13 protein-coding genes are annotated in these 15,638 nt (G+C 65.9%); 10 read left to right on the forward strand and 3 right to left on the reverse strand.

Going from position 1 to position 15,638, the window contains the following annotated elements; translation table 11 throughout:
- The first annotated feature begins 1 nt into the window (after position 1).
- The 7 genes from RS901_RS09665 to RS901_RS09695 all read left to right on the forward strand — a co-directional run bounded on the left by RS901_RS09665 (position 2) and on the right by RS901_RS09695 (position 8,461).
- The gene (locus RS901_RS09665; RefSeq protein ID WP_316153232.1) at positions 2–424 is read left to right on the forward strand and encodes a hypothetical protein; all 423 of its coding nucleotides are present in this window, start codon (positions 2–4) and stop codon (positions 422–424) included.
- A gap of 71 nt (positions 425–495) precedes the next feature.
- Positions 496–756: a PAAR domain-containing protein gene (locus RS901_RS09670; RefSeq protein ID WP_316153234.1), complete on the forward strand. Its 261-nt coding sequence runs from the start codon at positions 496–498 to the stop codon at positions 754–756.
- Positions 757–785: 29 nt separating this feature from the next.
- Positions 786–1,292 carry a type VI secretion system lipoprotein TssJ gene (gene tssJ / locus RS901_RS09675; protein WP_410054170.1) on the forward strand — a complete coding sequence of 169 codons (507 nt, stop codon included), beginning with the start codon at positions 786–788 and terminating at the stop codon, positions 1,290–1,292.
- A 4-nt stretch (positions 1,293–1,296) separates the two neighbouring features.
- Entirely contained in the window at positions 1,297–2,640 is a 1,344-nt protein-coding gene (gene tssK, locus RS901_RS09680) for a type VI secretion system baseplate subunit TssK (RefSeq protein ID WP_316153238.1), read from the forward strand.
- Entirely contained in the window at positions 2,637–3,914 is a 1,278-nt protein-coding gene (gene tssL / locus RS901_RS09685; RefSeq protein WP_316153240.1) for a type VI secretion system protein TssL, long form, read from the forward strand. The genes tssK and tssL overlap by 4 nt, the downstream gene beginning before the upstream one ends.
- A gap of 12 nt (positions 3,915–3,926) precedes the next feature.
- Positions 3,927–7,745, forward strand: coding sequence for a type VI secretion system membrane subunit TssM (gene tssM / locus RS901_RS09690; RefSeq protein ID WP_316153242.1), 3,819 nt, complete (start codon positions 3,927–3,929; stop codon positions 7,743–7,745).
- Positions 7,742–8,461: a TagF domain-containing protein gene (locus RS901_RS09695; RefSeq protein ID WP_316153243.1), complete on the forward strand. Its 720-nt coding sequence runs from the start codon at positions 7,742–7,744 to the stop codon at positions 8,459–8,461. Before tssM ends, RS901_RS09695 begins: the two co-directional genes overlap by 4 nt.
- 47 nt (positions 8,462–8,508) lie before the next feature.
- Here RS901_RS09695 and RS901_RS09700 read toward each other — a convergent pair whose 3' ends face one another.
- Positions 8,509–9,204, reverse strand: a complete 696-nt coding sequence (locus RS901_RS09700; RefSeq protein WP_316153245.1) for a transglycosylase domain-containing protein — start codon at positions 9,202–9,204, stop codon at positions 8,509–8,511.
- 324 nt (positions 9,205–9,528) lie between these two features.
- On the opposite strand from RS901_RS09700, the gene RS901_RS09705 reads away from it, so the two are divergent.
- Both RS901_RS09705 and RS901_RS09710 read left to right on the forward strand, forming a co-directional pair.
- On the forward strand, positions 9,529–9,774 hold the full coding sequence (locus RS901_RS09705) for a hypothetical protein (RefSeq protein ID WP_010811526.1): 246 nt from the start codon (positions 9,529–9,531) through the stop codon (positions 9,772–9,774).
- A gap of 50 nt (positions 9,775–9,824) precedes the next feature.
- The gene (locus RS901_RS09710; RefSeq protein WP_316153247.1) at positions 9,825–10,646 is read left to right on the forward strand and encodes a tyrosine-protein phosphatase; all 822 of its coding nucleotides are present in this window, start codon (positions 9,825–9,827) and stop codon (positions 10,644–10,646) included.
- A 1-nt stretch (position 10,647) separates the two neighbouring features.
- Here the strand turns inward: RS901_RS09710 and RS901_RS09715 are convergent, their stop codons facing one another.
- Together RS901_RS09715 and RS901_RS09720 are read right to left on the reverse strand one after the other, a co-directional pair.
- Complete coding sequence (locus RS901_RS09715; RefSeq protein ID WP_316153249.1) at positions 10,648–11,883, reverse strand: acetate/propionate family kinase; 1,236 nt, start codon at positions 11,881–11,883, stop codon at positions 10,648–10,650.
- 47 nt (positions 11,884–11,930) lie between these two features.
- The gene (locus RS901_RS09720) at positions 11,931–12,893 is read right to left on the reverse strand and encodes a phosphate acetyltransferase (RefSeq protein ID WP_410054171.1); all 963 of its coding nucleotides are present in this window, start codon (positions 12,891–12,893) and stop codon (positions 11,931–11,933) included.
- 353 nt (positions 12,894–13,246) lie between these two features.
- Between RS901_RS09720 and RS901_RS09725 the strand changes: the two genes are divergently transcribed.
- Positions 13,247–15,628: a DUF3141 domain-containing protein gene (locus RS901_RS09725; RefSeq protein WP_316153252.1), complete on the forward strand. Its 2,382-nt coding sequence runs from the start codon at positions 13,247–13,249 to the stop codon at positions 15,626–15,628.
- Positions 15,629–15,638 lie beyond the last annotated feature (10 nt).

Consider the following 15,638-nt stretch of genomic DNA (forward strand, 5'->3'; position numbering starts at 1 on the left):
CATGATGAATCCCAACCGATGTACTACGGTTGTTCTTGCTGCAACGACCTGCCTGCTTTCTGGTCTTGCCAGGGCAGATATCACACCCGGGCAATTGACTGAACTGCAAGGCCAGGCAGCGATGCAACAAGTGGCGGCGACGGGCGCCATGATTGCCATGGTCGAAGGGTGCGCCCAGACCTATCCAGCGCTGCGTGCAGCCGCCCACAACGTATATGTTGCGTTCGGAGTGGATAGTGAGGGAGAGGTTAGCTTTTCCAAGGCGGTAGGCGCTTGCATGGATAAGCGCAGCGCACCGAAGGAGAGTGAATGCCGAGGCCTGGTTCGGCTGGCCAAGCCGCCGCAGAACAGTCGCGACCTGGAAGCCTTCTTTGAGTCGGCAAGTCCTACCGCGGCTGCGAAGATGATTGCGTCATGCAAATAGGTCCGCTGCTGGCGAAGGTTGTACCGGCCCATTGCAGTCAGTACGTCTTTTACCCCGGAGCAAAGATATCAATGGCAGATTCCCTTGTTGTCGTTGGCGATGGTCACACGCATGGTGGCTTCGTGCTGACAGGCTCGCCCAACCGCAGGATCAACGGTCGCCCTATCGCACGTCAGGGGGATGCCGTCAGTTGTCCCTTGCATGGGATAAGCCGCATTTCGCAGGTAAGAGGCCTGTACAAGGTCGATGGCGTGCCGGGTGCGGCCAGCGGTGATATGACGGAATGCGGTGCGGTACTGATTGGCTCGGTGTCGGCGCGGGTGGGCTCATGACTCGCAAGGTTTTCCTGATACGGCACAGGATGGGGAGGACCGTGTCGCTGCTTGGCCTGATCGCAGTATCGGTCCTTGGCTCGGCATGCTCCACAGCGCCGGCCCAGCGCGAGCAGATGAAGCTGGATCTGGCTGTAACCGCCAAAGACACCGTCAACCCTGACGACAAGGGCAGGCCCTCTCCGGTCCTGGTTCGCGTCTACGAACTCAAGACCGACAGCGCGTTTGAGAATGCGGACTACTACTCGCTGGAGAAGTCAGACAAGACGCTGCTGACGCAGGATCTGCTGGCACGGGACGAGTTCATCCTCCGGCCCGGCGAGTCGCGGGGCATCGAGCGCAAGCTCAATCCGGACACGCAAGCCATCGGCATTCTGGTCGGGTACAGGGAGCTTGGCAAAGCCACCTGGAGATCCGTCTACAAACTGCCGCCAGCGCCGGACGCCGCGTGGTACCGCATGGCAATTCCGGCACGCAAGGTCAAGCTGCAAGTCTCGTTGGAACAGCAGACCATCACAATTTCCAAACCTGATTGAATCCATGAGCTGGTACAACAAGATCGTCTGGAGCGAGGGATTGTTCCTGCGCCCGCAACTCTTTCAGCAGCAGGAGCGCTATCTGGAGCACTACGCGCACAAGCGTAGCGCCGCGCTCAGCCCGTTCTTCTGGGGCTTTCACCACTTCTCGATCGACGCTGAAGCGCTCTCGCTGGGTAAGCTGGTGGTCTCCAGTGCCGCTGGAATCTTCCAGGACGGCACGCCCTTTGATGCTCCGGCGCACACGGCGGTGCCGGCGCCGCTTGCGCTTCAGGCCGAGCACCTGAATCAGATCATCTGTCTGGCGGTGCCGATCCGCACGCCAAATGCGGAAGAGACGAACTTCGAGGATGCCACGGATTCGCTGGCGCGATACCGTGCCTTTGAGCAGGAATTGCTGGATGCGAATTCGATCGCACAGGGACCAAAACTGGTGCAGTTGGCAGACTTGCGTCTTCGGCTTTTGCCGGAGAAGGAACTCTCCGAGTCCTGGCTTGGCCTGCCGTTGACAAGAGTGACAGAAATCCGCGCCGATGGCAGTGCCAGACTGGATGCAGCACTGATTCCGCCGGTCAATGTCTACACGGCCAGTGCATTGCTTCAAACATGGCTTACCGAAATCCACGGTCTCCTGCATCTCAGGGCCGATGCGATGGCGGAGCGGCTGTCTGCCGCCACTATGCGGGGCGGGGATGCTGCCGAAGTATCGGAATACCTGATCCTCCAATTGCTGAACCGGTACGAGCCGATTCTGACCCACCTGCTGAAGGCCAAGGCCGCGTCGCCAGAGGTGTTGTACCTGCACCTGGCGGCATTGTCCGGGGAACTGTCGACGTTCGTGCGCACCCAGACCCGTCGTCCGGCTGAGCATGCGGCCTATCGGCACGATGCCCCGCATCTTTGCCTGAAGCCATTGGTTGACGATCTGCGCTTCCTGCTCAATGTGGTGCTGGAACGCGCTGCGCAGCGGATTGAAATCACGGAGCAGTCGCATGGGATCCGGATGGCGGTGCTCGATCCGGGCGAGATCGGCCGTTTTGCGACCTTTGTGCTGGCGGTGACCGCGCAGGTTCCGGCGGATCTGTTGCAGCAGCAGTTTCCGGCCCAGACCAAGGTGGGGCCGTCCGCGCGGCTGGCGGAACTGGTTCGGTCCCATCTTCCTGGCATTCCGCTGCAGTCATTGCCGGTGCCCCCACGGCAGATCCCGTTCAATGCTGGCCATGTCTACTTTGAACTGTCCCAGCAGCACCCGCTCTGGGACCAGGTAGCGCAGTACGGTGGGCTGGCGCTGCACGTAGCGGGGACCTTTCCTGAGTTGCGTATGGAACTGTGGGGAGTGCGGCAATGAGCAAGCCACTTGTGTCGAGTGATCCCCAATTGGACTCGCAAGCAGCGCAGCCTGCCAGGGCAGGAGACCACGCGAGCTCACGCGCCGCAGCAGAGGCGAGCAGCCAGAACGACGTGCGCAAGTCCGTTGAGCAGCGGGTGGAAGAGATCAGCCGCAAGGCCAATCCGTTGCTTGCGGCAGCGCGGCCGCTGTTGCGCGCACTGGCCGACATGCAGACATCGCTGCGACAGGATCAGGCGGTTGCACTGAAGAGAATTCTGGTGGGGGAAGCGAAAGATTTTCAGGCAGTCTGCGAGCGCGCCAATATTCGGCGCGAGCACGTTCTGGCTGCACAGTATTGTCTGTGCACGGCGCTGGATGAGGCTGCCAATGGCATGCCATGGGGGCGCCATACCTGGGCGAACAACAGCTTGCTGATCCAGCTGCATGGCGAGAACGATGGCGGCGAGAAAGTGTTCCAGTTGCTGGGGCGGCTGGCGAGCTCCCCCGCAGAGCACATGGACGTGATCGAGGTGATCTATCACATCTTGTCACTTGGCTTCCTTGGCCGCTATGCCGGCCACGCCGATGGCGATCGCCAGCTCGACGCCATTCGGCAGCGGTTGTTGCACCTGATCAGCGGGGCACGCGAAAGCGTGCCGCGCGACCTGTCGCCACACTGGCGCGGCGCGGACGCCGGGCGCCTCAGCCTGCTTCGCACTGTGCCGGTGTGGGTCACGGTGTCGGTGCTGGCACTGGCGGTCTTTGGCCAGTTCGCCTGGTACAAGTACCAACTCTTGTTCCGCACCCACGATCTCGAACAGCAGATCCTCGCCATCGGCAAGGCGACGCCGCCGGAGCCGCCCAAGGCGCTGCGCCTCGCCGAGTTGCTCAAGGAAGAGATTGCGCGTGGGGTTGTCAGCGTACAGGAGGATGCGACGCGCAGCGCCGTCACGTTCCGCGGGGATGACATGTTCGGCGGCGGCAGCGCCGAGGTCAGCGACAAGGTCCTGCCGTTGCTGGACAAGGTTGCCGGGGAAATCAACAAGGTATCCGGCAAGGTGACCGTGATCGGCCACAGCGACAACGTTCCCATCAAGACGGCGAAGTACCCGTCAAACCAGGCGCTGTCGGAAGAGCGTGCTGCGACCGTGACAGAGTATCTGGCCAGCAAGGGTGTCGCAAAGAATCGGCTCGAAGCGATTGGCAAGGGCGATTCGGAGCCGCTTACCGACAACAAGACGCCCGCCGCCCGGGCAAGGAATCGCCGGGTCGAAATCGTTGTAACGCAGTAATCGGGGTCAGGCATGGAATTTCTGAAACGTATCGGCGCTGTGCTGTTCTCCCGGCAGACGCTCGCGCTCATTGCCGTGCTCATGGTCGCGGCAGCTATCTGGTTCATCGGACCGCTGCTCGGGTTCAGTGGTATGCATCCGCTGGCGGGCATCGGCGCGCGCGTCACGCTCATGGTGCTGTTGCTGGCAATGACGCTGTTCTGGCTGCTTGGCTGGCCGGTCTCCACGATCGGCCTCGCAGCGCTGTGTTTGCTGATCTGGCATGCGGGGCCGTTGCTTGCGATTGGCGCCAGCCATCCGCTGGAGCCGAGTTCAGTCCGCATTCTGCTGATCGCAGCGATTGTGTTCGTGTTCGTCGTCTATGTGTTGTACCTGCTTTGGCAGCGCGCACGCATGGACAAGACTTTTGTTGAGAGCCTGCTGAACTTTGGCGGGAAGCGCGAGGAGGTTGTGGCCAAGGATGAAATCGCCAGGCTGAACACGGCGGTCCAGACTGCCCTGCGGCAACTCAAGGGCATGCGTAGCGGCAGCCGGGTCGGTCGCCTGTTCGAAGGCCGCCGCTACCTCTATGAACTGCCCTGGTACATGATGGTTGGCGTGCCGGGGGCCGGCAAGACGACGGCGTTGCTGAACGCCGGACTGCAATTCCCCATCGCGGATCAGATGAGTGCGGCGGCTCGCGCACGGGATGGCACCGAGCAGGCAGATTGGTGGTTCACCAATGAGGCGGTGCTGATCGACACGGCAGGCCGCTATACGGCGCAGGAAGCGGGTTCGGCGATCGACCCGGCAGAATGGAAGGGATTCCTCGGCCTGCTGCGAAAGTATCGCGCCCGCGCCCCGATCAACGGCGCGCTGGTGACGATCAGCGTGGAGGACCTGCTTCGGCACTCCAAAGAGGAGCGGGTGATCGAAGCGGCCAGGATTCGGTCGCGCCTGGCCGAACTGCGCGAGGAACTGGGCATCCAGTTTCCTGTCTACGTGCTGGTGACCAAGGTCGATCAGCTTGCCGGCTTCACGGATTATTGCCAGTACCTGACCAGCGAAGGCCGTGCCCAGCCTTTGGGGTTCACCTTTCCGGTCGCGGGAAAGCGGCGGCGGGGACAGCCAGCAATCGATGTTGTTGCGCAGTGCCGTGAGGAGATGTGGGCACTGGTGGAGCGCCTGGAAGCCGGGCAGGTCGGGCGGCTGTATGAGGAGTTCGATCTGGCCCGACGCCGGGCGCTTTACGCGCTGAGCGACGAGTTCGCGAGCGTGACGGAGCCGCTTGTCGCGATGCTGGAGCAAATATTCCTTGACTCGCGCTATGACAACACCGAGCGGAATTCCACCTTGCGCGGCGTGTATTTCACCAGCGCGGCGCAAACTGGGGAAGCGATCGTCGCGGATGCGAGCACCGTAGTCCGACGGGTGCGTGGCAACGGGAAGTCTGGCGCCCAGGACGCCGCCGCGGAAAAGTCAAGCGGCAACCGCAGCTACTTCCTGCAGGACGTCTTCAAGCGCATCATCGTGCCCGAGGCGCACCTGGTGAAGCCGAACCTGCGCTGGGAGTTCCGCTTCCGCCTGCTGCGCCTGCTTGGCCATGCGCTGGTGCTGGTCATTTCCCTGTGGCTGGCCGGAGCGCTCTATACGAGCTTTGGCGACAATCGCAACTATCTGGCGGTGGTGCAGGAGAAAGCCAAGGCGCTGGCCGCCACGGTTACGGCGTTTTACAAGAAGCCGCAGCCTGATTCGATGCCGGAGGTGTTGGGAGCGGCCCGCGACCTGCCTGCCTACGCCGGCCTGGATCTGGTCAATCCTTCTGCTGACTGGCGCTATGGCCTGTACAGCGTGCCGCCGGTGCTGGGCGCCGCGACCTTGACCCATACCAGGCTGCAGGACAACCTGCTGGTGCCGTACCTGGTGCGCAGGGTCGAAGCGGTGTTGTCAACGGCGCTCAGCCAGCGCGACGCCAAGCAGGCCTACGACACCCTGCGGGTCTACCTGATGCTGCATGACAAGGACAAGTTCAACGCATCAGACGTGCGTAGCTGGGTGCGCAGCGACTGGGCGACGGGCAACGGGGCGGATGCTTTTGGTGGCCGCGTGGCCGTGCTGGAGCATCTGGACAGCCTGCTCGATGGCAGCCGGCCTGTATTGTCGCCCTATGCAAAGAACGAGGCACTGATCCGTTCAGCGCGCGATTTCCTGGACAGCGATACCTCGGTCGAACGCCTGTATGACCGCGCCAAGGCGGCCATGATGGAAGAGGCACCGCAGGATTTCACGCTGGTGCGCGCTGTCGGTCCCCAGGCAGGCACGGTCTTTACCCGGGCCAGCGGTGAGCCGCTGGAGCGCGGTATTCCGGGGCTTTTTACCTATGCGGGCTACCACGACCTGTTCAATGTCCGCTTGCCGGAGTTTGTCGCCAGGGCGCAGGCGGTCGACATTTGGGTGATGGGGCGTGGAACAGGGCCTGGCGCTCAAAAAAAAACGCCTGATAATGCCATCGGCCAGCTCACGGGCAATGATCCGCTCATGCGCGAGATCCGGCGCCTTTACCTGAGCGAATATGCCCGGAACTGGGAGAAGTTTCTGGGTGACATCCGGACCGTGACGGGAGGCAACCTGGCCTTTGACCTGGAGATTCTGCGCAACTTTGCCGCGCCGGATTCACCGCTTGCCCGGCTGGGCCGGGCAGCGGTGCAAGAAACGACGCTCAGCCGCCCGCTCGAGCCCGAGGAAAAGTCCCTTGCGGAGAAGGCGTTGTCAGCGCTGGACAAGAAGGCCGAAAAAGCCAGTGCTCTGAGCGTGCGTGCCGAGGCCCGTCAGGAACGTGAACTGGTCGATAACCGCTTCGCCGCGCTGCGCGAAGTGGTTACCGGCCAGGCCGACCCGGCGGCGCCAGGCGCGCGGGACACCGCCGGCAAGCCGCAACTGGATGCGATTGCCGGCATCGTCAATGCTTACTACACCAGTCTGGTAGTGGCCAATAACGCGCTGAGCACCCGGAACCTGCCGCCGCCCGCGGATGCAGGCGAGCAGTTGCGCATGGAGGCGGCGAAGCTGCCGGCGCCCTTCAAGGCGGTGCTGGCTGATCTGGTCGTGCAGGGCGCCAGGGACGTCAACAAGGGCGTGGGCGATATCCTGATTGCGCAGATGGACGCCGTCATCGGCGAGAGCTGCCGCGGCGCCATCGACGGCAAGTATCCGTTCACGCCGACGTCAATGCAGGACGTGGACCCGGAAGACTTTGCACGCGTCTTCGCCGCGGGCGGAGTGCTGGACGACTTTTTCCAGAAGGTGTTGGCGCCGCACGTGGATACCACCATCTCGCCTTGGCGCTACAAGTTGACCGCCCCCGACGTGCCGCCCGTGGCTGGCCCGAGTCTGGTGCCGTTCCAGCGCGCCAGGGAGATCCGGGAAGTGTTCTTCCGGGATCCGGGAGCGAAGAAGATGGCCTGGAAGGTCGACCTGAAGGTGGTGGAACTCGATCCCGAGATCGTCGAGCTGAACATGGACTTCGACGGACAGAGCCAGCGTTACGTGCACGGTCCGGTCATCCCGCTCAAGGTGACCTGGCCGGGACCGCGGAACGGGCAAGGGGCTGAGATCACTGCCAGCCCCCGGATTCGTCCAGATACCTCGACGCTGGCCGCCAACGGCCCGTGGGCCCTGATGCGGGTGATCGCCAAGGGCAGGCTCGCCGGCTCCGCTAGCGCCAGCCACTTCATGGCCGAATATGACTTCGACGGCCGCAAGGCGAAGCTCGATATCAATACCGGCAGCCTCGCCAACCCCTGGACCACCGGGCTGCTGCAGGGCTTCCAGTGTCCCGGGAGGTCCGGGTGATCACGGCGCCGTCGATTTTCGGCAAGCTGCCTGCGCTGGGAGACTTTGTTCGCCACAATGCGCCGCTGGACCAGGTGCAGGCGTGGCGGAGCTGGTTCGATCATCGGGACGACGAATTCCCGGCGAGGGCGGCGTCGCATTCCGCGGGCGGCAACGTCCGGCATTGGCTGCACCTGACCCCGCCCAGTCTCTCGGTTCAGTCCCGCTTGCGGCGGTCTGAACCATGCCTCTTCATCCTGCGGCCGCGCGGCCTGCAGTTTCCCAGCGAGAGCAGCTACCTGTTCGGTGTCTTGGCTGCATCGCATGACCGGGTTGGGCGCCGCTATCCGCTGGTGGTCTGGCAGGCCGCGAGCGCCCAATGGGCCGGTCATATCCTTGCCGCGCCCGCGCAGTGGCTTACCGACTTGGTGCACATCGTGCACGACCACACGCGCATGGCGGGCCGAACCGGCCTGGCTGCCGCGGTAGATGACCTCTGGGCCCGCCACCGGCCTGGTTGGCGGGATCGTATCCAGCTTTCGCTCAAGCGGCTGGCCGATGCATCCCGGCCTGGCGCGTCAAGCGACGGCGTTATCGGGCCAACGTCAACGCGAGCCGACTGGCCCCCCGGCCTGTTGCGCGATGGCAGCCTTGGCAGCGTTTGGCAGTCCGCTGCCCACTGCGCTATCGAAATTGATGGCGTTGCTTCCATTCGCCGGATCGTGGCCGGACTCTGATCCTTCCCCCAGGGCGAGACATTTTCCGCCAGCGCCATCACCCACGCTTACCTCAACCTCAACGGCTCCAGCAACGCCCCGTCATACTCCCCCCGCGAGATCCGCCCAAGCTCCAGCATCCGCTGCAGGATATAAACCTGCCGCTGCCGCGCCCGCCTGGGATTCGCCACCGGATTGTTAGCCGAAGGCGCCTTTGGCAACCCCGCCAGCATCGCACACTCAGCCAGTGTCAACTGGTCCAGCCGCTTGCCAAAGTAAGTCCGCGCCGCATCGGCAAAGCCATACGCCCCCTGGCCCAGGTAGATCTTGTTCATGTACAGCTCCAGGATCTCGTCCTTGGTCAGGGCCTTCTCGATCCGATACGACAGCAACACCTCATACAGCTTGCGCGTGTAGGTTTTATCCCGCGACAGGTAGAAATTGCGTGCCACCTGCATGGTGATGGTCGATGCCCCCTGCGACAGCTCGTCCGACAGGTTGGCAACGCCGGCACGGACGACGCCGATGTAGTCGATGCCGTCATGCACATAGAAGCGTTCGTCCTCGATCGCCACCACGGCGTCGGTCAGCTCGCGCGGGATCTTGCCGATGGGCACATAGTCGGGCGTATGGCGGAAGGCGGTGAGGGCGTCGAGCGACGGCAGTTGCCGGTTGGCGGCCAGGATGGCGATGGCGGCCAGCAGCGCGCCGCCGATCACGGCGAGCACCAGCAGCTTGATGAAGGCGGACCAGAGGCTTTTCATGGCACGTATTGTGCCAGCCGCCCGCGGCAGGGCGCGAGCCCCGCCGCGGCTTCATGCTCGCCGGGATACTGCACGCGTTCGACATGATAGGAATTTTCCGACTGGCAGCCGGCCCTGTCGACGGCAACTCCACGCTATTTCCGCCCGCCATGAGCCAGATCAAATCCACGCGTGATCAATGGATATCCGGGCCGCCGCAGGCGTCATACCGGTGAGAAGCTCGCTACATAAGGTCTGGCGGCGGTGTGTGTGCGCAAGCACGCCACCATGGCCCCGGCCGGGTGATGCATGAGCGGGAATGATCTGAAATAATTGGAGCCGACCATGAAGGTTTTAGTGCGAGGACTGAAAGCTGGGCTGGACGCGGCGGCGCTGCGCGAGGCGCTGGCGCGGTATGCGAAGATCCGTTCGGTGGAGCTGGTGGAAGCGGGCGACCCGAAGCACCCGTGGGCGTGGGTCGATATCGATGCCAGTGCGCTGACGGTGTGGAAGCTGGTGGCGCGGCTGGACCGGCGCTATATCGCCGGCTGCCACCTGCGCTGGCATGTGCCGGCGTACCGCGCGCGCTGAAGCGCCGGCACGGCATCGGCCCGCATCGCAAGGACAATCAGGAAAGAACAATGATCAAGTGGCTTCAACGCGCAGGATGCTTGCCCGCCCATGCCGTCGTGCCGCAGGCTCCGGCCGCGGCCAGCGTGCAGGGCCGGCATGACCTGGCCTTCGACACCATCAGCAATGCGCGCGACCTGGGCGGCCTGGCCGGCGCGGGCGGACGCCGCGTGCGCCAGGGGCGCCTGTACCGCAGCGGCAACCCCGCGCTGGCCAGCGCGGCGGACCTGGAGCGGCTTCAGATGCTCGGGCTCGACATGGTGGTGGATTTCCGTTCGCCCGGCGAGAAGTCGCCCGAAGAGGCCGCCTTCGGCCAGCGCTTCCACTGGGTGGCGGCGCCGGTGCTGGAGGGCAGCATGGCGATGGACGTGCTGATGCCGCGCCTGCGCGCCAGCACGCCGGCACAGATGGATGCTTTCATGCTGGAGGTCTATGGCGACTTCCCGGTGCGCTACCGCGAGGCCTTCGCCGGCTTCATGCGTGCCGCGCAGGGCGGCAAGACGCTGCTGTTCCACTGCACCGCCGGCAAGGACCGCACCGGCTTTGCCGCACTGCTGTTGCTGGCGGCGCTGGGCGTGGCGCAGGACGATATCCTGGCCAACTACCTGGAGTCGAACCAGCGCAATGCGCAGTTCAACCAGACTGCGCTGGCGCGCATGGCCGGGCTTGGCGTGGCCCCCGCGGTGATGACGCCGCTGCTGGAAGTCCGCGCCAGCTATCTCGATGCTTCGATGCAGGCCATCGACGCAGGCTGGGGCAGCGTCGACAACTACCTGCGCGACGCGCTCGAAGTGGACGTCGCGCAGCTGCGCGGGCACTACCTGGCAGGCTGACTCAGAGCTGCCCGCATTCGCGCAGGATGCGGGCGGTGTTCAGCGCAATCATCCCTTCTTCATCGGTCGGCAGCACCAGCACCGGCACGCGGCTGTCGTCGCGGCTGATGCGCTGGCTGTTCTCGCCGTTGGCGCCGCCGTCGAGAGCGATGCCGAACAGGCCCGCCAGGCGTTCGCAGATGCGTGCGCGCACCGGCGGCGAGTTGGCGCCGATGCCCGCGGTGAACACCAGCGCGTCAAGGCCGCCCAGCGTGGTGGCGAGTTTGCCGATCTCCTGCGCGGCGCGGTAGGTGTAGAAGTCCACCGCCAGCCGCGCGCGCGGCGCATCGCTGGCCAGCAGCGCGCGCATGTCGCTGCTCACGCCTGACAGTCCCTTCAGCCCGGATTCCTGGTACAGCATCGCCTGGATCTCGGCCGGCTTCATGCCCTGCTGCGCCAGCCACAGCAGCGCGCCGGGATCGACCGAGCCGCAGCGCGTGCCCATGGGCAGGCCGTCGAGCGCGGTCAGGCCCATGGTGCTTTCCACGCTGCGGCCGTTGCGCATGGCGCACAGGCTGGCGCCGTTGCCCAGGTGCGCCACGATCACGCGGCCCTCGGCCAGGTCGGGTGCGACCTGGCGCAGCCGGCGCGCGATGTACTCGTACGACAGCCCGTGGAAGCCATAGCGCCGGATACCGCGCTCGTAGTACGCGTAGGGCAGCGCCATCAGCTGCGCCAGCACGTCGTGGCCGGCATGGAAGGCGGTGTCGAAGCAGGCGACCTGCAGCAGGTCCGGCACGGCCTCGCGCACCGCGCGGATGGCAGTCAGGTTGTGTGGCTGGTGCAGCGGCGCCAGCGGCACCAGCGCTTCCAGCTTTGCGATCACCTCGTCGTCGATGCGCACGGCCTGCGCATAGTCGGCGCCGCCGTGCACCACGCGATGGCCGATCGCCACCGGCGGGTTGTCGCGCAGGCCCACGCTCAGCACCAGGCGCACCAGGCGGAAGGCGGCGTCGTGGTCAGCCACCTGGGCCTGCGGGAAGGTCTCGTCAGCGACCACGCGCCCGTCGGCCATGCGCGCGGTCAGGCGCGGCGCCACGCCGATGCCCTCGATCTGGCCGTGCGCGCTCAGCACCGGGTTGATGTCGGCATTGCCATGCGCGGCGTCGGGCACGGCGTAGACCGAGACCTTGACGCTGGACGAGCCGGCGTTGACAACGAGGATGACGGGATGCACGGCAGGATGGATGGCGGTCACGCTGGATGGACTCCCAAGTGGTTGCGCAAGGGCCGCACGGGCACGGCTCAGACCTGCGCCGCGGCTGCGGCGTTGCGGCGTGCGTGCGCCAGCAGCACGGCAATGGCGCAGCTGCCGATGCGCGCGCGCACGCTGTCGGCCCGGCTGGTGAGGATGATGGGCACGCGCGCGCCCAGCACGATGCCGGCGGCTTCGGCGCCGGCCAGGAAGGTCAGCTGCTTGGCCAGCATATTGCCCGCTTCCAGGTCCGGCACCAGCAGGATGTCGGGGTCGCCGGCCACGTCCGAGTCGATGCCCTTGGTGATGGCGGCCTCGCGGCTGATGGCGTTGTCGAAGGCGAGCGGGCCGTCCAGCATGCCGCCGGTGATCTGGCCGCGCCGTGCCATGGTGCATAGTGCCGCGGCGTCGATGGTGGAGGGGATCTTGTCGGTGACGGTTTCCACTGCCGACAGGATCGCCACCTTGGGCTGCCCGATGCCCAGCATGCGCACCAGGTCGATGGCATTGCGGCAGATATCGGCCTTCTCGTTGAGCGTTGGGAAGATGTTGACCGCCGCGTCAGTGATGAACAGCGGCTTGTGGTAGCGCGGCACGCTCATGGCGAATACATGCGACAGGCGCCGCCCGGTGCGCAAGCCACTGGCCGAGGCGGTGACCGCGTGCAGCAGCTCGTCGGTGTGCAGGCTGCCCTTCATCAGCAGCTCGGCGTCACCGGCCCGCACGGCTTCGACCGCGCGCTCGGCCGAGGCATGGCTGTGCGCGGTGTCGATGATCCGGGTGTCGCCCAGCGCAAGTCCATGCTCGGCGGCGACCTGCCGGATGCGCGCGGCGGGCCCGACCAGGATCGGCACGATCAGGCCAAGCTCCGCGGCCTCGAGCGCGCCGCTCAGCGATGAGACATCGCAGGGGTGCGCCACTGCGGTGGGGATGGGCGGCAGCCCGGCGCAGCGCGCGAGTAGCGCGGCGTACTTGTCCGGCGCCTCGGCGGCGGGCGCGGCAAGTCCGGACATGGCAGACATGGCAGTCGAGGCAGCGGTCATGGCGATGTTCCGAGAGCGGATGCTGGGCAAGGATACTGGTCTGGCGCGGTGGCGTCGAGGGATGGCCGTCGGTCTCGCGCCGGGTGCTCCGAGCACCGCCTTGCTGCATTGCGCAAGCGCACTGCGCCAGTATAGGCGACGAATTTGTCGGGCTGATGACGGATGGATGCTGCGTGCCGCGAGGCTTTCGGGGCGCCGGTCAGCGGGTTGCATGGCATCGCCGCGGCTGCTAGGCTTGTTTGAGTTGCAATGCAACATGCGTCACTCCGGTGGCCGGCCAGCGCGCCAGCGCCCGGCAGCGGCGCCAATCAGGGGAAAGTGGAATGACCGCACGCCTACCCGCCAAGCCGCCGCAAGGCAGCTCCGGCCCATCACCCTCCACCACGCAGGCCGCTGCAGCCGCCAATCCGTTCGCGGCGCTCGGCCAGCCGGCGCTGGAATACTTCACCGACGCCTGGCAGCGCACCGTGCTGCTGTTCGACATCCTGCGCGAGCGCGGCAACGAGACCGCCGAGCATGAGCGCGAGGGCATGCCGCCTGTGCTCGTGTTCGAGCATGAACTGCTGGCCGACGGCCGCGAACTGCCCGAGCCCGTCAACTACGCGCTGCTGCGCATCGTGCCGCCGGCCAACAGCCCGACCGACCCTGCCAAGCGCCCCTTCGTGGTGATCGACCCGCGCGCGGGCCACGGCCCCGGCATCGGTGGCTTCAAGGCCGACAGCGAGATCGGCATCGCGCTGCGCACCGGGCATCCGTGCTATTTCGTGACCTTCTTCCCGGAGCCCTGCCCGGGGCAGACGATCGAATCGGTGGCGCGCGCCGAGGCCGACTTCCTCAAGATCGTCGGCGAGCGGCACCCGGACGCACCCGGCAAGCCCTTCGTCATCGGCAATTGCCAGGCCGGCTGGGCACTGATGATCCTGGCCGCGGTCGCGCCCGAGCGCACCGGGCCGCTGCTGGTGGCCGGCGCACCGCTGGCGTACTGGTCGGGCGTGCGCGGGCGCAACCCGATGCGCTACAGCGGCGGGCTGCTGGGCGGCTCGTTTCTGGCCTCGCTGACCGCCGACATGGGCAATGGCCGCTTCGACGGAGCCTGGCTGGTGCAGAACTTCGAGCAGCTCAATCCGGCCAATACGCTGTGGAAGAAGCTCTACGACGTCTACGCCAGGGCGGACACGGAAGGCCCGCGCTTCCTTGAGTTCGAGCGCTGGTGGGGCGGCCACTTCCTGATGAACCGCGCCGAGATCGACTGGATCGTGCAGAACCTGTTCGTCGGCAACCGGCTGACCGCGGGCGAGGTGCGCAGCAGCGACGGCAAGACCGTGGTGGACCTGCGCAACATCCGTTCGCCGGTGGTCGTCTTCGCGTCCTGGGGGGACAACATCACGCCGCCGCAGCAGGCGCTGAACTGGATCCCGGACCTGTACCCCACCGATGAGGAACTGGTCGCCAACGACCAGGTGATCGTCTACTGCCTGCACGAGACCGTGGGGCACCTGGGCATCTTTGTTTCCGCCGGCGTCGCCAATCGCGAACACAGCGAACTGTTCTGCGCGCTGGACCTGATCGATGTGCTGCCGCCAGGCCTGTACGAGGCCAAGATCGAGGACGTGGCGCCTGACCTGCCGCACCAGGACCTGATCGAAGGGCGCTACCTGGTGCGCTTCGAGCGCCGCAGCGTCAACGACATCCTGGCGCTGGACGACGGCCGCGAGGACGAACGCCCGTTCGAGGTGGTGCGGCGCGTGGCCGAGATCAACCAGCACATGTACGACACCTTCGTCTCGCCATGGGTGCGCGCGATGTCCAATGAACTGGGCGCGCAGTGGATGCGCGCGCTGCACCCGGCGCGGCTGGAGCGCTCGCTGGCGACCGACATGAATCCGTGGATGGCGTGGATCGGCGCGATGGCGCCGATGGTGCGCGCGCATCGCGCGCCGGTGGCGCCGGACAACCCGTTCCTGACCATGGAGAAGGCCGCGTCGGCGCAGATCGTCAGCGCGCTCGACCAGTATCGCGATGTACGCGACGCGTGGTACGAGCGGACCTTCGAGGCAATCTACGGCTCGCCGGCAATGGCGGCGCTGGTGGGCATGAGCGGGCAGGTGCCGGCCAACGTGGAGTCGCCCGTCACCGTGGCGTTGCGCAAGGAGCTGGCGCAGCGCCGGCTGCACGATGCCGAGGCGGCGATCGGGCAGGGTGGCACGCTGGAGGCCTTTGTGCGCGTGCTGGCCTACGTGGCCGATCGCCCCAGCGCCATCGAGGAGCGGCCGTTCAACCTGCTGCGCCGCATTGCGCGCGAACAGCAGCAAGCCACCGAGCAATCCGGCGGCCAGGCCGACCTGGCCGCGTTCAAGACCGCGGTGCGCCAGCAGAGCTTTATCGTCAGGCTGGATCCGCAGCGCGCGATCCGGGCGCTGCCGGCACTGGTGCCGGACCGCGAGACCCGCCGCAAGCTGATGGTGGCGGCGCATCGCGTGATGACGGTCGGCGGCCCGCTGTCAGGCGAGCGGCTGGGGCGTTATCGCGAAGTCGCCGAAGTGATGGGCACGGGTCATCCGCCCGAGGCTGCCGACGCAGTTGCGCCCGTGGACGCGGCCGATACCGCGTCTGCCCTCAGCCATGCCGGGAACGGCAAGCCGCAGGCCGCGCGCGCCGCCGGCAAGCGCAAGGCCGCGCCGCGCGCCACGCGGCCGCGCAGCTGAGGGTTGCGCG

It is taken from the genome of Cupriavidus sp. BIC8F, assembly GCF_032465815.1.
GTDB classification, from domain to species: domain Bacteria; phylum Pseudomonadota; class Gammaproteobacteria; order Burkholderiales; family Burkholderiaceae; genus Cupriavidus; species Cupriavidus necator.